This is a genomic window from uncultured Streptococcus sp. (genome assembly GCF_963521255.1).
In the GTDB taxonomy this organism is placed as follows: domain Bacteria; phylum Bacillota; class Bacilli; order Lactobacillales; family Streptococcaceae; genus Streptococcus.
In genome coordinates this window covers 1-22,329 of record NZ_CAUQTU010000004.1, presented here as the reverse complement: position 1 = coordinate 22,329, position 22,329 = coordinate 1, and the positions used below count along the sequence as shown (strand labels likewise).

The 22,329-nt window shown below is 35.4% G+C and carries 17 protein-coding genes; all 17 read right to left on the bottom strand.

The window, feature by feature from the left end; genetic code table 11:
* Position 1 precedes the first annotated feature (1 nt).
* Entirely contained in the window at positions 2–1,339 is a 1,338-nt protein-coding gene (gene gtfB, locus RWP09_RS04110) for an accessory Sec system glycosylation chaperone GtfB (RefSeq protein ID WP_314434329.1), read from the bottom strand.
* Positions 1,332–2,843: an accessory Sec system glycosyltransferase GtfA gene (gtfA, locus tag RWP09_RS04105; RefSeq protein WP_314434326.1), complete on the bottom strand. Its 1,512-nt coding sequence runs from the start codon at positions 2,841–2,843 to the stop codon at positions 1,332–1,334. Before gtfA ends, gtfB begins: the two co-directional genes overlap by 8 nt.
* Before the next feature lie 12 nt (positions 2,844–2,855).
* Positions 2,856–5,228, bottom strand: coding sequence for an accessory Sec system translocase SecA2 (gene secA2, locus RWP09_RS04100; protein ID WP_314434324.1), 2,373 nt, complete (start codon positions 5,226–5,228; stop codon positions 2,856–2,858).
* The gene (gene asp3 / locus RWP09_RS04095) at positions 5,221–5,661 is read right to left on the bottom strand and encodes an accessory Sec system protein Asp3 (RefSeq protein ID WP_314434322.1); all 441 of its coding nucleotides are present in this window, start codon (positions 5,659–5,661) and stop codon (positions 5,221–5,223) included. The genes secA2 and asp3 overlap by 8 nt, the downstream gene beginning before the upstream one ends.
* Positions 5,658–7,193: an accessory Sec system protein Asp2 gene (gene asp2, locus RWP09_RS04090; RefSeq protein ID WP_314434321.1), complete on the bottom strand. Its 1,536-nt coding sequence runs from the start codon at positions 7,191–7,193 to the stop codon at positions 5,658–5,660. Before asp2 ends, asp3 begins: the two co-directional genes overlap by 4 nt.
* On the bottom strand, positions 7,177–8,757 hold the full coding sequence (gene asp1, locus RWP09_RS04085) for an accessory Sec system protein Asp1 (RefSeq protein ID WP_314434320.1): 1,581 nt from the start codon (positions 8,755–8,757) through the stop codon (positions 7,177–7,179). The genes asp2 and asp1 overlap by 17 nt, the downstream gene beginning before the upstream one ends.
* A gap of 9 nt (positions 8,758–8,766) precedes the next feature.
* A complete protein-coding gene (gene secY2 / locus RWP09_RS04080; RefSeq protein ID WP_314434319.1) occupies positions 8,767–9,984 on the bottom strand; it encodes an accessory Sec system protein translocase subunit SecY2 in 1,218 nt (405 codons plus the stop codon).
* Between the two features lie 63 nt (positions 9,985–10,047).
* Entirely contained in the window at positions 10,048–11,241 is a 1,194-nt protein-coding gene (locus RWP09_RS04075) for a glycosyltransferase family 8 protein (protein ID WP_314434318.1), read from the bottom strand.
* Entirely contained in the window at positions 11,238–12,467 is a 1,230-nt protein-coding gene (locus RWP09_RS04070; protein WP_314434316.1) for a glycosyltransferase, read from the bottom strand. Before RWP09_RS04070 ends, RWP09_RS04075 begins: the two co-directional genes overlap by 4 nt.
* 194 nt (positions 12,468–12,661) lie before the next feature.
* Positions 12,662–15,106, bottom strand: coding sequence for an SP_1767 family glycosyltransferase (locus RWP09_RS04065; protein WP_314434314.1), 2,445 nt, complete (start codon positions 15,104–15,106; stop codon positions 12,662–12,664).
* 9 nt (positions 15,107–15,115) lie between these two features.
* Complete coding sequence (locus tag RWP09_RS04060) at positions 15,116–16,126, bottom strand: sugar transferase (RefSeq protein WP_314434312.1); 1,011 nt, start codon at positions 16,124–16,126, stop codon at positions 15,116–15,118.
* Between the two features lie 28 nt (positions 16,127–16,154).
* Positions 16,155–17,030 (bottom strand): glycosyltransferase family 2 protein, encoded by an 876-nt coding sequence (locus tag RWP09_RS04055; protein WP_314434540.1) that lies wholly within the window; start codon positions 17,028–17,030, stop codon positions 16,155–16,157.
* A gap of 4 nt (positions 17,031–17,034) precedes the next feature.
* On the bottom strand, positions 17,035–17,637 hold the full coding sequence (locus RWP09_RS04050) for a hypothetical protein (protein ID WP_314434310.1): 603 nt from the start codon (positions 17,635–17,637) through the stop codon (positions 17,035–17,037).
* A 13-nt stretch (positions 17,638–17,650) separates the two neighbouring features.
* Positions 17,651–18,787: a glycosyltransferase gene (locus RWP09_RS04045; RefSeq protein ID WP_314434308.1), complete on the bottom strand. Its 1,137-nt coding sequence runs from the start codon at positions 18,785–18,787 to the stop codon at positions 17,651–17,653.
* A 33-nt stretch (positions 18,788–18,820) separates the two neighbouring features.
* The gene (locus tag RWP09_RS04040; RefSeq protein WP_314434306.1) at positions 18,821–19,699 is read right to left on the bottom strand and encodes an acyltransferase; all 879 of its coding nucleotides are present in this window, start codon (positions 19,697–19,699) and stop codon (positions 18,821–18,823) included.
* Entirely contained in the window at positions 19,696–21,780 is a 2,085-nt protein-coding gene (locus RWP09_RS04035) for a glycosyltransferase (RefSeq protein WP_314434304.1), read from the bottom strand. Before RWP09_RS04035 ends, RWP09_RS04040 begins: the two co-directional genes overlap by 4 nt.
* Before the next feature lie 154 nt (positions 21,781–21,934).
* Positions 21,935–22,329 (bottom strand): LPXTG cell wall anchor domain-containing protein (locus tag RWP09_RS04030; RefSeq protein ID WP_314434302.1); only part of this gene is annotated, 395 nt, incomplete at its 5' end.

The following is a 22,329-nucleotide window of genomic DNA, read 5'->3' as shown; positions in this document are numbered from 1 at the left end:
GTTAGCCTCCTAAAACAGTTTGCATGGTTTCCTGATATCGCACCAAGTCAACATAGTTTGCATGTTGACCTTGTTTTCCAAGTGCCTGACGCATTTGATCAACATCTGAAAGAGCCTGTTTAATGGTCTTAACCAAATCAGAAACTTCACTACTTTCAAATAGATGTTCTGGAGCGATATAAAGTCTATTGTGCACTGTCTGATTAAATCCAAGAATCAAGAGATTGTGCTCAAAGGCCTGACGTACTGCCTGCAATAACTCATTGCTATAGTTGATATCCAAGTAAATATCCGATAGTTGATAAAGTTCCTGAATCTTCTGTGGACTAGCGTTCTGATAAAGGACCACATTAGGATAGCGAAGCATATCTAAGAGCTTAGAAGACATCTCTGTTACCGCTGCGATGCGGAAAGTGACATCTGGCAAGGCTTCTACGATGGCTTCTACTTGCTCAATTTGATCTGAATTGGTCAAGATTAAGGCATCTCGTCTTAGGAAATTATCGCGTTTGAACTGATAATGGTAACCCAAGTGCACAAACTGATCATGGTATTTCTCGTCAGTCAACTCTAAAGCACGTTCATAAGTCGCCTTGTTTGGAATGATAATCTTCTTAGTACGCACATCATCACTTTCCAAAATCAACTGCATATTGCCTGGAATGGCATCATAGAGAGGTTCCTGCCAAACCAAAACATCTGAGGCAGACTTATCTGGATGATGGAAGGAAACCAAGAAGGGAGTTGCTAAGGTATTAAAGATAAGCTGACTTGTATCTATTTCCAAATCTTGCAAAAAGAAGGTGATAAATTCAACCTTATTGGCAAAGTAACGCATAGACTGACCAGGCAAAGTCAATAAGATATCACCCGTCACATGGTTTTCAAGTAAAACTTCCTCACCATTGACATCTTGGTAAACGGTCATAATCGGCTCACTATCTGCGCTATAAGTCGTTGTAGCAAAGCAAGCTCCAAAGCGATTATAATGATCAACCTGGCGTACTCTTCCTTCCAAGTCTTTCCAATCTACCTGTTTAACCAAGCGAGCCTGCATTCCATCAGCATAATGAATGACAGCCCTCTCCTCTGTCATATCTTCAATACGAGCAGACTGATTATTTCCTGAAATTTCCCAAAAAGCTGGAACAGATACTTGGTTAAAATAAAGAGGTTTTCCCTTTTCATATCCTAGATAATAAGTAAAAGGAGAGACCAGACCATCAGGCAGAAAACCATCTGCATCGATGACCACTCCAAGTTGAGAAAGACCAGTAGCGACTAGACTTTCATGTAAATCTCTACTTTCCTGACTATAACGATCATAAAGTTCAATCATGGAGCACCTCCTCTACTGTTTTCTTCCACTTTTCTAAAATTTCTTTGGTTAAGAAGCCTTCTGCAATCTGGTAAGAATGGGTACGCATATCTTCCAAACGATTTTCTTGATACAGTTGGCAAATCTTAGCTGCGTAAGCTTGCTTGATTTGGTCTTCTACATGGTCAGATGAACTTGGAATCAAATAACCATTTTTCCCATCTTCTATAAAGGTCTGATTACCATAAGGCACATCAAAACCAATTAGTGGTAGACCTGAACCAATAGCTTCCATCAAGGTCAAACCAAATCCTTCGCTAGTTGAAGCAGTCAAGTAGACCTCATACTGGCTATAAATCTGCGAAAGTTCTGCATGTCCCTTGAGTTGAATATAATCCTCAGCTTGATGAGTTGCAATAATTTCTCTAAGCAGAGAATCTTCTCCTCCACTACCATAAATATCAAAGGTTAATTCAGAGATTTCCTTACGCGCCTCAATGACCGCCTTGACCAACCAATCGATGTGTTTTTCTTTGGCCAGACGTGAAGCAGTAATCAGTGAAAATGGCTTACGTCCTTGACTTGACTCAGTCAAGGAATCAATACTTCCTACAGGAATGGTAACAACCTTTGGTTGGTGCTGGGTGTACTTAGCAAATTGCTCTTGCAACACTTCATTCTGTCTATCAGTTGATACGATAAAGAAATCAACCTTATCTGCATTGGTAAACTGGTAGTCGTAATAATTATTCCAAAGGATATAATCCTCATTTGTAGCATTTTCACTATAATGCTCCGCATGAACAACTACCGCTAGATGCGCTGCTTGCGCTTCCTCAAACACAACCTGTCCAATACCTGTCTCCCTATCGAGAATGACCAAATCAGACTTGTTCAAATTCAAAGATTTCATAAAGGCACGCATAAATGCTTGCTTTCCATAGAAAATCTTATCCTTAAAACGATAAACTTCTTCCTTCCCTTGATTCATCAAGATATCATAGGCTGGAGTCCCGTCTTCATTGTAAAAAGTTCGTTGGTATAGGACTGCAACATTGTCCTTGGGAGCAAAGTATTCGCTACAATAACGCGTATAAGAAAAGTAATCCTTACGAATCAGTTTTCCTTTAAAGACATACTCCGCATGTTGAACCAAGTTCTTGTTTTCATCAACTAAATAACAGGTGACAAACTTATCTTGGTCAGAAAAGAAGATACGCAATACCTTACCATTCTTTTCTCTACGACTTTCAACACCGTCAAAAGTAGCCAGCACATCATCCACTGTCACGCTAGTCGGTGCAATCTTTATGTCTGTGAAATGATTATAAAGCCAAATCACTTGATCATCATCAAAACCAATATTTGCTGTTAAGTGCTGAATATTATCGGCTAAAATCATATCTGTAAAGATAAACTTAGAGGACAGATTTAATTTCCGAAAAACACCAGCACGGTAGGCTTGGGCGTATTCAACACCACTACTAGCCCATCCAAGTCCTAAATTTATATTGTAAATTGTCATATTTTCCTCTTTTTATGGGAAATGAGTCATAATCTCACCCTTAGGAGTGACTTCAACCAAGCCCATCAGGAGATTACGCACCATATCCGCACGGATTTGTTCTTTCATAGCTTCAAAGCCCGCGTAGGCTTCTTGATAATACTCTACGATCGGGTTTTTCTGACTAGCAGACTGACCACCGATAGCCATAGATAACTGTTGTAGATAGTCTACCTGCTCTACCCAGTTGTCATCAATAGCCTTGAGCATGGAAAGTCGTAAAAACTGTTCATACAGTCCATGTTGCTCAAGCAATTCTTTCTTTTCAGAAAGTTCTTTATCAATCACCTGTTTTACAAAGTTACGAACTGCAGTTTTATCAGTCACATTTACATAGTCTGGAACTTCTTTAATATGAAAACTAATATTGGTCACAATAAAGTGGAAGAGTAACTCTCGGCTTTCATAGTCTGAAGAAGTCACTTGACCTATGTAACTAGCAATGATTTCATCAACAACATCTTCCAAATCACGAGAACCATCTATTAAACGATTTCTCTCTTTATAGACCATATCTCGTTGTATATTCATACTCTCTGCATACTCTAGAGTCTGACGACGTGCAGAGCGTCCTGCACTATCACTCGCATGCTGAGCTCTTTCAACTAATTTCCGATATTTGCGTCCCTTAAGAACCTCTGGTTGTGTCATATCTTTGACTTGGTAGTCTTTGTACTTTTTATGCACCCAAGATGGCCCAAATTTCTTGATAACATCATCCTCTAAAGATACAAAAAACTTACTCATACCAGGATCTCCTTGGCGACCAGAACGACCACGAATTTGCAGGTCAATCCGTTGACTTTCCATCCGCTCCGTTCCAATAACAATCAAACCCCCAAGCTCTGCGACTCCTTTACCTAGCTTAATATCCGTACCACGTCCTGCCATAGAGGTAGCCACTGTCACAGCCCCCATCTGACCTGACTCAGAGATGATCTGGGCCTCACGCGCCGCATTATTAGCATTTAAAACATTATGAGCTATTCCCTCACGAAGCAAGAGTGATGAATAAAGCTGAGACATTTCAACTGAACCTACAAAAACGAGCAAGGGATTTCCCTTAGCATGGTATTTCTTGATGTACTCCAAGGATGCATACACTTTTTCAGGTAAAGTGATATATAGATTATCTGGATAGTCAATCCGTTTTCTAGGACGATTGGTTGGAATGCGTACTACAGACATATTGTAAGTTTCAATAAACTCTTTTTCCGCGACCTTACCTGTCCCTGTCATACCAGATATCTTATTAAACATTTTAAAAAGACTCTGATAGGTGATAGAAGCCATGGCTCTCGTTTCTGGAGATAATTTGACATGTTCCTTAGCTTCAATGGCCTGATGGAGGCCTCCCTGTAGTTTGGTCATCTCCATTAAACGCCCTGTCCCCTTATCTACCAGTACCATTTCATCCCCTCGAATGACATAGTCTTTATCCTTGGTAAAGAGTTTATGGGCTCGTATCGCATAAACTAAATGGCGAGCAAAAACCGCATGTTCTTCCTTATAAAAATGATCTATTCCTAAGAAACTTTCAGCAGCTTTAGCCCCCTTGGTAGTGAGCCAGACCTCATCTTTTTCCTCTTTAAAGATATAGTCCTCTCCTTCTACCAAAGTCGTTACCAGCGTATCAATAATACCATAGTGATTAGACTGAACCCGAGGTGCTCCTGCAATGATAAGGGGGGTCTGAGCACTATCCAATAGAATATCATCAATCTCGTCAATAATGACATAGTCAAAGGGACGTAAAAATTTCCCTTCCTCATTTGAGGCCAGATTATCATTTAGGTAATCAAAACCTAAACTACTATTAGTTGTATAGATGATATCTGATGCATAAATTCTTCTTTTCTCTTCTGACGTCAATTCCTCTTTAGAATCATCTGTAAAAGGTACCCCAATTGTCAATCCCAAGAAGCGGTACACTTGCCCCATCTCTTCAGCATCACGTTTTGCTAGATAGTCATTAGTGGTAATCAGCATGGTACCTTTACCTGTCAGGGCATTGAGATAAACAGGCATAGTAGCTGTCAATGTTTTCCCCTCACCAGTATTCATCTCAGCGACATTTCCCTGATGGATAACAATCCCACCCATAACTTGGACATCATAAGGAAACATTCCCAATACACGTTTATCCGCTTCACGAACAACTGCAAAAGCTTCTACCAATAAGTCGTCAAGAGTTTCACCCTTAGCAAGACGCTGACGAAACTCCACTGTTTTTGCAGCTAATTCTTGATCTGAAAGAGAGGACATCTTATCTTTCAAGGAATTGACCTGTTTTAAAATATTTTTCACTTTCCTAAGCTGGAACTCTTGACCTAAACGTCTAAACACTTCTAATCTCCTTAATAGAAAAATGATAAAAAGTTAAAGATTCAAAACCAGCAGCTAAGAGAGAAATTTGGTAAGTATAGCTTTCTTCTGGATAAGTAAATACAAAATCTTTCACTTTTTCTATCTTTTCTTCTAAAATATCACCATAGCGATCCAAAAAAGTTATCTTGGTATACATCCCATTCTCAGGCCAGCAGTCAAAAACTAATGATAATTGATACTCCTGATTTCTTTGTAGTAAGGGGAGTTGAGGCTGAGTTCTAGCCGCCTGATAATTCACACTAGAAAACCACGTTTTAAGAATCTCACCAGATGCTAACAGAGGATTATACAGACGAACACTTTTATCAGGGGAGTAAGATACATTTGTCCCATACATATATGTACCTCCTGTTTCTCCCCAATGAATATACTGTCTCTGTGTAATAATCATTCTTTCTCCCTTCCAAAACCATTTTCTAAGACCATACGATAAAAGTGGATAAACCAAGCAACATTAGTATCTGTATCATCATTATGTCGTCCAGCAGTTCCTTTAGACAATATCTTCGCGCCTGTATTACACAAATAAGACACTAATTGTTCATAGGCTTGTGGATCCATATCTTCATCCTTCATGTAGGACAAACCAAAGGTTGTCTTTGAAAAATTTGCTTGTTTAAAAACCTTCCAAAAACGCTGATCCAACTTCAACATGTGATTAAGACTTACTCCTCCAGTTTGATGTTTTAAAACATCAAAACTCGTAGGAAAAACCCTAGGACTAGCTAAACGTCCACGATTGGCTATAGTTCCTAGATTAACCAAGGGTTTTCCGACTATAATAGCATAAGGCTCAAAAGTAGCTCCATAATAAAGCGAAGGAAATGTTCCCATAGAAAGACCTGATAAAATCAAATCGTGACGCTCAAATCCCAAATAGTCAAGATAATAATCAATAGTCTCTTTTACCTTTCCCTCTAGCTCATCGGTTCCCATATAAAAAGCTCCCCCCTCTAAACGTGGATCAGAGAATAAGATAAAGGGACATCCTAGATTTTTCATTATGAAGTAACCTTCAAAACCTTCCGCTGGACGAAAACCAGCAAAATAAACAGCCAAAGGCGGTTTAAAATCACCTGGGTGGAAAAAATAGTTTATTTCATCGCGCTTAGAATCATGTAGGATATTTCCACCCAGTACAAACTTCCCAAATTGTTTTCGACTCCAACGTTTATGAAGATTACCTAGTTTGATTGTTCCATGACCTCTTGCCTCAACAGATATCGAGAGAAAATAGTCTCCATCTAGACTATCCATAAAAAGTGCTTTCTCTAAGTCATTTTCTGATACTATTATCTCTTCGAAAAAATCATCAACTGATCCACTCCAAATCTTACGAATAAGCAAACGAAAATCACAATTCCCTTGTTTCTCATATTCAAGCCACAGCTCAATAGGAAGTTTTTGTTGAACTATGACATTATAAGACCAGTATGCAAGTTGAGAAAAATCTTGACCAAAATCCCCTTCCAAACTGACATAATCAAATCCTTGATAAGAAATAGCCCCTGTAAAATTTGGATGAATTTGAATACTTGATGGAAATAACTTATCACCATATCCCCCACCAAAGAGAGAAGTTGATAAATCATTGAGTAATTCCTGTGGATCCGAAAAATCTACAGTCTGAGCACACCGCTTTTTTAAGCAATCAAGAATACCCAAATCTGTCGTTTGAAAATCTTGACTATAAAGTAGAGTATAAGGTTCGATATGGTGTACAAAAGGCAGTAAATCAGCTAAATATTGACCATCCTCTATTAAGATAGCCTGAAAACTGGTTATCCCTTCCATTTCCATCATTTTGCGAAGAGCTAGCGGTGAATTGGGACAGAAATAATACCAATCCATGTTTTCAGGAATTTCATAATGATGAGCCCAATTATCAATCCCTATCTGTAGGATTTTATAGTCCTTTGACATCTGTAACCTCCTCAATCCAGTGATGTAATTTATCTAAGAAACGTTGGCCAGTATGCTCCTTGATTTTATCAATAGAATAAACCAAGGCCTGATTCCATTCTTTTAATCTATCTGTATAGTAGCGTGCAGCCTTTGAAAACTCTGTCACATCTGAAATCAAATAACCATTTTTCAAATGTTCCACATAGACAGTTTCAACCAGATTAATTTGAGGAATTCCCGCACTGATACCTGCTATTTGAGTATAGAGGTGTGGTTGTTTATTCAAATCCACAATCAAACGAACAAACTCTAGTGTCTTAATTAAATCCAATTCATCATTCATATTGACAAATTGAAAACGCAGTTCCTGCTCTTGGTTTTCTTCTAAAGGATTTTCTGCCCCACCATAGTCTAAACCTTTTTCTAAACTATCAGTACGGATTTGTTCCTGAATGATTTCATTGACAAGTGATTCCACTTCTTCCATTTGGTTCTGACTAGCAGAAAAGGCCCCAAAAATAACTTCTGTATTTTTTGTTTCAGCAATAAATGATAAAACCTGAAATAGGGCTTGTCTATCAATTCCCTCAGAAAAATCTAATTGATAGTAAATAATCGATTCTTTCCGAGTCTGACTTCTACCTAGTCGTAAACGCGTATCAAAAGGAGAAAGATGATAAAACTTATCTGATAGTTTAGGATATAGTTCCTGCAAGAGTTGTAAACTATCTTCTCTATCTACTAAGACTATATCTGCCTGATCAAATGATAGAGCTAAGTCTTTAAAACTAGCTTGAGCATTCCGATTAATGAAAAGACTCAATATTTTAGCAGTTTCACTTGGTAGGCAACTAAAGATAAATTGGTCATGATAGGGATGAGAAGGGATAATGAAAATATCCTGTTTTTTTTGTTTCTTTTGAAGGTATTCATCAAAAAACTCTGCAACCAGTCGACTCATATCAGCATAATGAAACTGTTTGAAATGGTAGGCAAATATTGGATTTATCTCTACCCGTCCTCCCTCATTTAAATACTCTCTAAATCTCCAAATCCCCTTAGGATTCAAATAGTCCTGATAGGTAGGCTGTCCATCTTCGAAATAAATAACACTAGATACAAATCCACGATCATCCATAATATAGTGCATATGAATTTGACCACTTGGTTCAAAATACTGTATATCACTAATAAATCCCTCAACTCCATGTTCAATCTTAGCAAATTTCTTCCCATTTTTTTGAGCGATAACCGTAAAGGGACTATAAATAAATTCACAGTCATTATCCCACTCTATATCTCTAATATTAAGAACCTGAGTATGCGGATTACGTAAATCTTGCATGTCATCAAAGATAGAATAGACTTCTGTCTCGAGTACACCATGTCTGTGTAAAAAATAACGTAAATGTGGCTGATAGGATAATACTAATAATCTAGACGGTATCCCTTGTCTTTGAAAAAGCCTAATTTGATTGAAAGTATCATCAAATTCGAGTTTAAAGTGAGAATAATACCATGGAGTCAAATCAACATGCCATTGACGAGTTGAACCATACCAAGCTGGAACAAAATAATACATAGAAGCCTCCTAAATCAAGGGTTTATAAGTTTCATTTAGTCTCAAAGCCTTCATTTCATCTTTGATTGTAAAAACCATACCACCAAACATCATAAATAAACCTGGAATCATGGCGATCTTCAATAATTTTTCATCAGATAAAACAAATAACATTGGAATACCTGCCATAAGTACATTAAAGGTCCCACCTATAATCGAAAAACGTAATACTAATCGATTAATAAAGTGACTTGTTTCCTCACCTGGGTAAACTCCATAAATATACTCCCCTGATTTCTTCATACGATCTGAAAGTTGATCACCACTAATATTGACAAAAGAAAAAGCAATACTAAATAAAAAAATCATGGCAATATATGAATAAATCCATAATGGTTTTCCTACTCCATACTGAGCTGATAATTCAGAAAAGACTGAAGTTTGAGGAAAAAGAGTCTGTAATAATAAAAAGATATAGGTAGGCAAACTTAAAAAACTCATGACATACATAAAAGGCATCCCACCTGCAGGATTCAACATGATTTCAAGATAGGAATATCGTTTAAAACGGCTACGTAAGCCAATTTTATGAACTGGTATACGATAACGTGCTCTATATGTTAGTGCCATCATATAGGTTAATACAATACTGCTCAATACAATAAGTAGCATTATTCCAGTAGAAATTTGAACAAGCTGAAATGTATTTAAAATATCTTGTGGAATGGTTAAAATAATACTAGCTAATAAAATAACTACCGATCCACCTACTCCAAGTTGAGCATTTAAGTCTGAAAGCCACACTAGAAAGAAAGCTCCTGCTATCAATAACATGGTATTCAATACAGTTACCAATAAGGATGAATAAAAATGTTGTATTGGTAAATTCAATGAGAGCGCTAAAGATTGAATCAAAGCAATGACTAGTGTTAAATACATCTTTCTTCTATCTTGAACTTCTACTGCCCCTGAAGAAATATTCAATTTCTTAGAAAAAGAAAGTAGTTGCCATAGAATCATTGATGACATCCATGGTGATAAGCCTATAGAAAACAGAGACAAACTTCTCAGATTCCCTCCTAGTAGTGCGGTTGAAAACGCCAAATATGCAGTTGTCCCACCTAAAAAGTCTCTGCTATTCAAGTCAACAAAAGGAAGAGTAAGTCGGCTTCCTAATACATAAATAGACAACAGAAACAAGGTTATTAGTCCTTTTTTTACTGCCATCGATGAGTAAATTTTTTTCACGAAATACTCCTTTTTATCTTATTTTGAATCTCTCTATAGCCAAAATCTTCACTTAGCTTAAGACTAGTTCTCCAAACTTATTATGGCTTTAACCATTTCTTCAGGTCTATCTACAGAAAAAATACCATTGTAAATACTATCATCTGAGGATTTCCTAGTATTACCAAACGTAAAGATTTTTATCCCTCTATCTCTGGCCTTGGACAAGACATCCAAAACCTCTGCTCCATGATTAATATCTAGATAGACAGTTGTATCATCTAAAAGCCATTCAATCCTATTGTGAATGATACTCTGATAAAGAGTTACATTTTCATAAACTGATAAATTAGTTAGAGCAGGAGCACAATATACTGGCGCTCCAATATGAAAATGCCATTCTGGTAAAGACTTTATTAAATATTCTAAATGCTCTACTTCTAAAACCCATGTTGCAATAAAAGCATTCTTTTTAGATTGGTTGCTACGCTCAGTATAATTAAAATTTGCTTTTCCTGATATCATTTCAAACCAATCTAAATCTCGATACACCCACCAGAGTTCTCGAAGACGCGATACACTATAAGTGTTCCAAGGTTTATCATGACTTGCAAAATGCGTAATTACTGGCCACTTCTTATCTAAATTTTCTAAGTCCGCTGATACATGTAGAAAATCAAGACCAGTTAATTGATTGAACTTGTAATCCAATTGCAACCATCTATTCTCAAAATAAATATTTAAGATACTTTGGTCTGCCATTTGAACTTGATCTTGCTTTTCTTCTGTCAATACCAATAAATCGTGAGTAATATTTTGCTCTCTCCACATATCATTATTGATTAATAATACTCCAGCATTGAAACCATTAATAGATAATTCCCATCCATAGTTGTCCTGTACTGCTGCTATAGGATAACCATTAAAATCTAATTCAAACAAAGGACTTAAGTCACCGCTCACAATCAAATCACAGTCAAGATATAAAGCCCTACTTTCTCCAACAATATTAGGAATTAAAAATCTATAAAATGTTGCATAATTTATATGATTTGCCGTTTTAAAGTCTTTAAAGTCATTCGAATCCAAATGAATATTTTTAATACTGGAACCAAAATGTTTTAATTTAGGAACTAATAACTTAAACCATTCTGGTGCTATATCACTATTTAAAATATAAAAATCAACTTCTGTATTATGACAAAGAATCGATTTAATTGTTGTCTCTAATTGAACTAAATAAGCATTATCTGCTGCTAAGACAATTGATTTTCTCATGACTTTCCTTTCATAAAATTCTTGATCTTTTCTACCATTTCATCAGGCCTATCATGATGACAAATTTCAAAATAAGATTCCTCAGGTATAGTCAAACAACGTGTATTATCGAAAGTCAGCATCGGCTTTTCAAAATTTTTCACTAAATCATAGACATACATTAATTTCTCATCATGATTCAAATCTAAATAAATATCCACCTCTTTTAAACGTTTCTCTATTAACAAAGGAAAATCATTAGGATAAAGAGTGACATTATTAAATTTTGATAATCTCAATAGTTCATTTGCCATAAAAGTATGGGCAGTAATGTAAAAATGTACTTCTGGTAGTTGTTCAACTAGATAATCAATTTTTTCTACACACCAAGAATTAGTTAAATTCATGCAAGTTAATTTTGGTTTATAAATATCTGCAGAATAAAAAACACCCTTTTCTTTCCAAATAGATACTATATAGCTCCATTCCATAAAAGAATATTTCCACCACTCTTCTCTCAGACGTCCGACAGAAAACTGCTTCCACGGCTTATCTTGAGAAATATAATGTAAAATTTTAGGAAGTGGATTGATGGATTTTCCCAAAATCCAAGCATGCCCTTGTTCTGCCGCCCCTCGATCAAATCCTATTTGATAATTAAAAGTTTCATTAATTTCAATATAGGAATTAAAGAACAACATATTTAAAATAGATTGATCTCCTTCTCCCACATTTTCATGCTCTTTTTCTGTCAAATCAATTAATTTTTGACGAATATTTTCAGCTTTCCATTTTTTATTATTTATTAATAATACTCCGGCATTAAAACCAATTCCAGCGCCAAAACAAGAACGAGTTGCAGCCAAATAATTTTCACCTAAATCTAATTCAAAGAGAGGAGTCAAATCACCTGTCACCACTAAATCACTATCAAGATAAAGAACTTTATCTTCTGTTACAAAATCTGGAATAAAATAGCGTGCAAAGGTCATGTGATTGATATGCGGTAGTTTATTTGACCAGTTCATTTGAAACTGTTGCCCTATTAACTTGCAATCAATCAAATGGCCCCCAATCTCTTGAACATACATCCTTAATCTACTGAACCATTCCTGAGGAATGTCTTGATTTAGTACATAAATTTTAACATGACTATTATGCCTACAAAGTGACTTCATTGCCGTTTCGATTTGTCGAATATAAGCATAATCACCTGCAAATACTACTGCGCGTTCGGTATTTTCCATTTTAAATCCTTATCATTTATTTTAAATAATCTAGTATAGTCCAATACTTAAACGAGAACCACTAAATTCACCCCTATCAAGGGTATACTGTAGCAAAAAAGAATATGTGATAGTTTACTTACCTCATAGAAAATATAAGTTCCCCTTAATCTAACTCATTGTATCTAGAGATAATAGATAAATATCTGAGTGCTTTATTTGACTATCCTTGCAACAATTTGATCATTATATACTTCATCCTCAATGAATTCAATATCTTGATCAAAATTGTATTCTGCTGTATGTTTATGTGAAAACTTAACCTTTGTTTTGGCTCCCATCTTCATCCACTCATACTCTGAATCGATATGGCCAATATCTAAGACTTGATAACCTTTTTGATTTAAATGATAGGCTAAAACTTTGGCTGTAGGACCAAGCATACATAAAATCAAGCGACCAGCTGCATACTTTTCAATTTCTTGTTCAATTTCATGAACTCTAGAAAATGCACTATGAGAAGGACAAATAATTCGTTTAATAGAATTTGCCTCATCGAACAAATCATTTCCCACACCTGACCGAGAAGTTGCACCTTCAACTATCAGTAAATCACGGTTTTTCCAGATACTTTTCAACTTTTCAAATTGAGCTTTAGCTTGACTCTTATCTTCAAAATCGATATAAGGCCTAGATACAAAGGTTGAGCCATACCATGAATCACTACACAATTCTCTGTAAAAGTCCATATAATGATCCATATGATCTTTCCAAAAGGGAATCGCCCAATATGTAAACCTGAAACGATCTGTAAAGGCATCAGGAAGGCACACAACTAATTCTTTTCGACTTTCTTGTCCGATAATATTTCTCATAGTTGAGACTAACTCTTCATCATAATCCTGGTAGGGAATCGAATGCCCTGCAAGCATATTGATTTCTCCATCCCCAAAACGAACCAAAGAAGACTTGTTCTCAATAATATAATCTAAGGTTTCATCTATCCCTTTTACTTGAATTGGATCCAGCTGTTTCCCTAGCATGTCCTTATTTATCAATTTTTGTAAATCAACCAACATTCGGTCAGGATGTTCACTAGAATACAATCTTTGACCATTATTTCCGTTTTGAGATTTATAAAAGGCTAGTATTGGTTTAGATAGATGAGTCATTTCTGCAACGATATCAGCTGTTGAAGTCAGTAAATTGATGTCTAAGTAAACATCCATCCTTTCCTTCAACTCTTCGAGCTTATCTCTAGAAATTGCTGGATAGAGTTGAATATTAGGATAACGATTAGATAAATCATATAATTTTGGTCCCATATCTGTCCAAGCAGCAACTTGAAAAACAACATTAGGTAAGTGTTCAGCCAAGTAATCCAGTTGTTCAATATCCTGAGAAGCAGTAAACGTTAAACAAGTTAGACTTGGGAGTTGTCGAAAACAGGTAAGATGTCCATTTTTCTTAATATCTTTGATTGCATCAATCATAAAGGAAACTTTCCCATTTTCAAAAACGATTTGTCCTAAATCTCCATGCTGAGTGGATTGAAAAGCTAATAGTGTTTTTTCTTGTTCTTTCAAAGATTTTAAAAAGTTCTCATCTGCACTACCATAATTGATATCCAAATATAGATTTGTTGACTGTTTCAGCTTATCTAGTACAGGAGGAACAATCTGTGGATGCAATCTCACATTATCATGCACAGCTAATTTTGTAAGCTTATCCCCCATATCCGTCCAAGCAGCAATATGAAATACCACCTCTGGAAGAGCTGTAACTAACTCTTCTATTCCTTCTAAATCTTGGGAGTTAGTTAAGGTTAGACAAGAAAATTCCTTATCTAAAGACGATGCCAGTTCAAACTCCCCTATATGATGTTGTAAAATTTTAGTCCACTCCAAATCATGAAATTCCCACCATAAATCACGATAACGATTGGCTATCAAGGTAGTCCATGGTTTTCTGTAGGTCGTAAAGTGAATCACCACTGGTTTTTCATTAAAAGCTAGATGTTCCTGCCAATTATTATACAAAGCAACACCATCATGTCCTACTTGTAAATTATAAGCTCTACCTAGCTCTAACCAATCATCTTGCAAGACCTGATTGAAAATCGTTTGATCACCATTAAAATGTTCAAAACGACCTTCTTCAACTTCTTTCGTTGTTAGGATAGACTGTTCAATTAATCGCTCTTTTAGTTTTTCTTGACGCCATTTATTATTGTTGATTAGTAGGACACCAGTATTAAAACCTTGGCCATTTGCATCTCTAATCGCTGCGATATAACGTTCTTCTATATTCTGCTCAAATAGATTGTCTAATTTATCATTGATAATTAAATCACAATCTAAATACAAAACAGTATCTTCCTGTATATAATCTGGGATAAAATATCTAGCATAGGCAATCGAACTAATGTGAGCTTGTTTTTTCCAATTCTGAAACACAGCCTGTTCTGGCAACTTCACATCAATAATCTCACTACCTAACATTCGAGCTATTTTTCGTGGTTTGCGAAACCAATCTGGCATAATATCTTGATTTAAAATATAAATCTTAACATCTCGATTGTGATATAGAATAGATTTTATGGTTGTTTCTAACTGCGTGGTGTAATTACGATCACCAGCTAATACAATTGTTTTAATCATCTTGTTCTCTTAATCAATTCCTAAGTGATAGATTGCATCTACTAATAATTTTTTAGTGAAATAACCCTCTTTTAACAAATAACTAAAGGTTTTTATCCGATTTGTCATTTCTTGATATTCTTCTACATTCATTTTATCAACTATCTCATGAACCTCTTCTAGACTATCCGCCACAAAGCCCAAGCCTTGATCTACTATAAATTTAGCAGTTGATAAGTTGCTCGGTACAATCACTGGGATACCAGCTGTTAGATAAGTACTAACCTTATGAGATATATTTAAGGTATAGTATTGGTTACTTTCTCCCTCATTTTGATGGGTTCCCCAGACAAGACCAAATCCACCTTTTGATAATTCTAGCAATAGCTCCTCGTCTTTTTTCCACCCCTCAATACTGAGATTTCTAGCATTGGAACTCGCTTCTCCTTTATTTGAAAATACTCTTAAAGGCGTATCTTGAGACCAATTTTGTAAGTCTGGAAAACGTTCTAAACTTCCAGCAAAAAAGAGTTCTTTTTTAAAAGCTGGGGTGTATAAGGATAAATCATGAGGATGATCCCACATACCTTGAACGAGAATTTTCTTAGTTGTCAATCCTTCTTCAATCAGACGTTCTTTCATTCTCTCTGATGGAACGATCAAAACATCTGATAGATTATACATATACATGTATTCTTTCATGAGATAATAGTTACTATCAAACATGAGGGGAACAACATCATGAATAAAGCAAACAATCTTTACTTGCATGTCCTTTAATTTATCAAAAAAGATGCGGTCAAACTCAAAGCCATTCCAAGTAGGAGATTGAAAGACTAGGACATCTCCAATAGAGATACTAGCCATAATCCCATCCAGACGCTTGTTCATCTCAGAAGGACTATCTGAAGCAATGTTGTAAAAATAGATACCAATCTCTCTAAATCCCAGTTGACTGGCTATCTTGTGAACAGCATTTTGAGCTAAGATAACCGTACTATCACCTGCCATGCCATATAAGTTTGTTAAATGTAGTTTCATATTGTATTATCTCATTTTTTATTAATATTTACGGAAGTAAAGACAATTTTTCCATCATCCTTCTATAAATCTCCGTAAACTGCATATTTTGTTCTTCTAACTTCGCTATCACTCTTTGTAATCTATTTTTATAAACCAAAATATGATTGGTCAAGTCATAATCTAAACTTGCTAAAATAGCGATTTTCTCTTCCCTAGCCTCTATTTCATCATATATACGCTTTTCGCTCCATGTATTCGATAAAGTACCAGTCAAACCAACCCTATACCAGTAAACACAACGATTCAAATAGACCACCTTCGAAGCTCTTAGAAGTACCTTCCAGGTCCAGTATGTATCCTCTGCAATTTTACCTATAGGAAATGGTAGATTTTGTAGTAACTCTCTCTTGAATAACTTCAAGACAGCTACAGTCCAATTCCCATTTCTGACTTCTTCGACACCTTCCCTATCCATGATTGCTTTTCCTTCTATCACTTCCAGAGAATCATCTGGAGTCATAACATAAGTCATATATACATAGCGTGTTTCATCATAAGAATTATAACGCCCGATACTAATATCTGCATTCCCCTTTTTTAAAGCACCATATAATCGGTCTAAAGCATCATGTTCCAACCAATCATCAGAGTCTACAAAAGTAAGATATGCCCCTGTCGAACGTTCAATTCCAAAATTTCTCGCTGAAGATAATCCACCATTTTCTTTTTCAAAATAACGGAAACGAACATCGTTAGAAACATATTCTCTACAGATATCTGCTGAATTGTCTGAAGAGCCATCGTTGATTAATAAACACTCAAAATTTTGATACGTCTGATTCTGAATGCTATCCAAACACATTCGCAAATAATTCTCAACGTTATAAATTGGAACTACAATACTGATTAATTCGTTTTCCAACATTTTATAATTCACTTTTCCCCTCTAGCAAAAACTTGACCTCCTGAAGCCACCTTATTGTTTCAGTTGTATCATATTCAGGTGACTCCTTTAGTCTCTCAACTTGATATTGAATTATAGATAAACAACTATTTACATATTTTGATATATCCATACCTCTAACCGCAAGAAATGCTATAAAATTCAATCGCTGTTGAATATCACTACGAATTTTTTCTAATCCAAAATGTCTACCACCATTATCTATACGATAAACATAGCTATCCCTATTAATGTATACAATTTTGTTAGAAATAAGATATAATTTTAACCAAAATTCCATATCTTCCCCAAGAGTTGTCATACAATTAAAAGCAATCTTATCTAGCAGATATTTGCAAACTAATTTGCCACATACAAAACGATATGAGTAGTCAAAAGTGTCTAAAGCTATAAATTCATCAATTAATTCTTGATTTGTAAATACTCTTTTTTCATATCCCCTCTGAAAAGAATGAAGATACCAACAATTATCCCCCATATGAAACCCTTTATAAGTAGATACTGATATATCTGCATTCTCATCTATAAGTGCATTGTAAAGGACTTCTAAATAGTCAGAATCCACCCAATCATCTGCATCAATAAAAGTAATGTACGCCCCCCCCCGAACATTCAATACCTAAATTTCTAGCCGATGATACTCCACCATTTTCTTTTTCAAAATAACGGAAACGAGCATCTTTAGAAACATATTCTCTACAGATATCTGCTGAATTATCTGGAGAACCATCATTTATTAGCAAACATTCGAAATTTTGATAGGTCTGATTCTGAATACTATCCAAACATTGTCTCAAGTATTTCTCAACCTTGTATATGGGTACTATTATACTAATCAAAGTTTTACTTTCATAATCTGCTATTTTAGATAATAGTTTTTGTTTTTCTTGTTCGTATAACTGTTTATACTGATTATTCTCGGGTACAAATTCTATGTCGTGATAATTCAAATGTAAATATTTTATTTTTTCAACTAATAATTTCGTTCTATCACTTTCATATTTAAAAAACAAGTCATACTTTCCAAATATCTTAAATACATCTAATTTTTCTTCTGAAAACTCTTTAGTAGTGATTGAATTTGGACGAATCCTGTAACCATAGATAACTTTTGGTAATTTAATCCACTTTTTTGAACCACTTACCAACTCCGGCACAACTGCTAAATCTTCAAATATCCACCCCTCTGGAAAAAAATCTTCTGTTAATAAACTTTTTCGAAACAATTTTGGAAAAACGCTAACTCTCAGCTCATTTAATGCCAATTCTCCCAATTTGTCATCCTTAGTTATTAATATTTTTTTATCAAAATTATGACAGACTCTATCCACTTTTATTTCATCATGGAAATTTTCAAGCATTCCTTCTATAATATCAACATCATCTTCGATGTTTTCTATTAAAGTTTCTAAGAAATCAGGATAAATATAATCATCACTATCTACAAAAGCTACAAAAGTAGACTCTTCTCTAATATGACTAATCCCTGTATTTCTAGCCTCGCTTAAACCTTTATTAGATTGATTGATTAGTTTGAAACGACTATCTGTTAGATACTCTTCCGCTATTTGTTGTGAGCTATCCATGGAACCATCATTAACCATAATACATTCAAACTTCTTATAAGTTTGATTCTGAATACTATCCAAACATTGTCGCAAATAATTCTCAACATTGTAGATTGGGACTACAATACTAATTAGTTCATTTCCCATATACTAAGTTACCTAATTTATTATATTTCACGTTTAATCTCTTCTTTTTACACAAAGATTCCCATCATTATAAACCACACTGTTTGATGGAATATCATTTCGAATAAGACAACCTGCTCCGATAATGGTATTATCGCCAATTGTCACTCCTTTTAAAATCGTGACATTACTTCCTATCCAGCAATCTCTACCAACCCCAATCGGAGCCGTAGTCCACTGCCACTTTTCAATTTTTTCAGCAGTATAGACATGGTCATGATCATAAAAACGAACGCCCTCCCCCATCATGGTACCTACTCCGATTTCAATTCTTTCCATACAGTTAAAACTACAAGAGTTATTGATAAAAACACCATCATGCAGTATTAACTTACCAGAAGAGACATGAAAATTTTCAAAATTTCTGCAGATGACATTGGCTCCTACAACCAAGTTTGCCTTATCATTGATTTGAAATACATTCCAAGTCCCATCTTGGATGATTTTTTCTTGATGATTGGTGCCGAATCTGACTTCATTCAGATAGTCTCTCACTCTAGAAACCAATTTATCTGGTGTACTTGACAGAAAAACTTCTTGTCCTTGATTTCCATGGACTGTATTGTCAAAAGCAAAGATAGGTTTCCCAATCTGAACAAACCTTGATACAATAGCATCTACTTCTTGAAAGTGATTGATATCTAGTAGAAAGTCACACGTATCTAGTAGGAAATTTAGCTGTTCTTCATTTGTAGTCGTTAGGAGACGGACATTATAGTTCGTTTCTAAGCTACGAATTTTCTCAGAAAATTGGACGGGTGCTGCAATATGAAAACAGATGTTTGGCAAGTTTTCAAGGAGATAATCCAACTCTTCAATCTGATCACTAACCGTCAAAATCAGAGCATCTCCTAAAAGATGATTATTCTTCATTTACTTATTTCTCTTAATTTTTCAATCATTGCTTGAACTTGGTCAACAGCATATACCTCCTGACCTACTTCGTAGGATTTGGTGTTTTCAAAGGATAAAATAGGCTTCCCAAGTTTAGCAAATTGATTTAAAATCTCTTCTGTCTTTTCGCCATGATTAATATCTAAAAGTACTTGGCTCGTCTCTACCAATTCATTATCGACATCTACCAAATAGTGAATCCCATTAAAGACAGTGACATTTGGGTAAACTGTCATTTGAGCCAATCGATCACTGACCATGACTCTAGCTGCGATTTTAAATTGAATATCTGGTAAGGATTGAACCAATGTTTCAATTTGTTCAATATGGTCTGAGGCTGTATAGATGAGACAAGTGAACGGTTCCTTTATCGGATAAAGGTGAGATTTTTGTAATGGATGTAAATGATGATTTTGTCCCAATTCTGTCCATTCAAGTCCATGATAATACCACCAGACATCACGATAGGTTTGTGACGCCAAATCTTTCCACGGTTTCCTATGAGAAAGATAATGAATAATGGCGGGATAATCCTGACCTGCAGGCAACTGATAATCAGTGAACTGTTTATGAATGACAATATGATTATAATCAAAATCCAATTCCAGCCATTTATGTTCAAAAAGCATATTCAAGATGCTCTGATCTGCCTGATCCACCTTATCATGCCATTCATTGGTTAAATCAATCAACTTTTGTGTCATCTGTTCTTGTTTCCACAAAATATTATTGATCAAGAGAACCCCAGCATTAAAAATTTCCTGACCGAAATAGGCTCTTCCCCCGAAATCTCTAACAGCAGCCAAAGGATAATCTTGTAAATCAGTAGCAAACAAGTCGTCCAGATTTTTCGTTACGACTAAATCACAGTCTAAGTAGAGGGCCTTATCTTCTTTTACAAAATCAGCTACGAAATAGCGTAAAAATACTGTATAACTGATATCTGTCTTATACCTTGAAATCTGCTCAGACGTTACCCGACAATTGATAATTTCTGAATCAAACTTTTCTAAACGCTTATTTAATTGTTTGATCCATTCATTAGGAAAATCGCTATTAATGAGATAAAAACGCATGGAGCGATTGTGGTAACAAATAGATTTGATAGTAGTCAAAACTTGATCTACATAGGCGTAATTCGCCGCTAGGACAATGGCTTTCTTTTCAATTGTCTCTTGTACCATTAACTGATTTAAAAGTCTTTTTTTTATTTCAAATTCTTTATATGTTGCTGTGTTAGATAAACCACTAGCTTGAGCGTTGGCGAGACTGACTTCCAACATCTGACGATAAACTGTCAAGTGTTTCTCTAGAGGGTACCCCATATTAGCCAGCAGAGTAATACGCTCAGACATAGCATCAACTAAGGCGTGCATCCACTTCTCTGTCCAAGTTTTTGTAATACTCCCACTTCTCTGGCGATATGCGTACAGACCTTGATTTATATAGATTACTTTTTGAACCAATAAATATAGTTTTTGATTCATATACCCATCTTCACCAAGTTTACCTTTATCAAATCGAATATAATCGAACAAACTCGCTTTATAGAGTTTACCCCAGGCAGATATTAAAGCAAAACTCTTCATTTCTTGAGACTCATACAAGTTTTCAAAGATGGACACATTATCAAATACTTTCTCACAATAGGAGCCACCATTTATATGAAAATAATACATTCCCTCATCTTCATTGTATGAATAGTAATTCCCGACTGAAACATCTGCTTGATACTCAGTTAATTTATTGTATAAAACTTCTACATAATCTTGCTCAATCCAATCATCCGAATCAACAAATGTGACGTAGGAGCTAGTCATTCGATCTAATCCTGCATTTCGTGCATCAGACAGTCCACCGTTTTCTTTTTCGATATAAATAATTCTACTATCTTTTTGTGCATATTCTTGACAAATTATTCCTGAATTATCTGTAGAGCCATCATTGATAACGATAATTTCAAGATTTTTATAAGTTTGGTTAATCAGACTATCCAAACATTTATTCAGGTAATGTTCAACATTATAAACGGGTACAATTACCGTAATTTTTTCGGTCATGAAGCCTCTCTCCTTTTCTAATATTATAACATTTTTCACCCTATTTTTCAGCTTCTATTCACTTTTAATATCAAAAAATCCCCTGGATGATTTTTCATCCAAGGGATTCTTCATAAATCGAAATAATAATACTTTCTATGTATTTTTAATCCAATTACTCTTCATCATCACGTTTACGACGTTTCGCAATCAGACCTAGGCCAGTCACAGCTGCCAAAGCTCCAAGGAGTACAGATGACTTAGAAGCTTCTGTACCTGTATTTGGCAATTGCTGTCTTGACTTACCTGCTGATTCTGATGGTGTTTCAGAAGATGATGTGCTTGCTGAAGCTGACGTGCTTGTGCTGCCTGATTCTGATGTGCTTGTTGAACCTGACTCTGACGCACTTGTTGACGCTGACTCAGACGTGCTTGCTGATTCTGATGAACTTGTTAATCCTGACTCAGAACCGATTGTGCTTGCTGATTCTGACGCACTTGTTGATGCTGATTCAGAGGCACTTGTTGACGCTGATTCAGATGCGCTTGTGCTTGCTGATTCTGATGCAC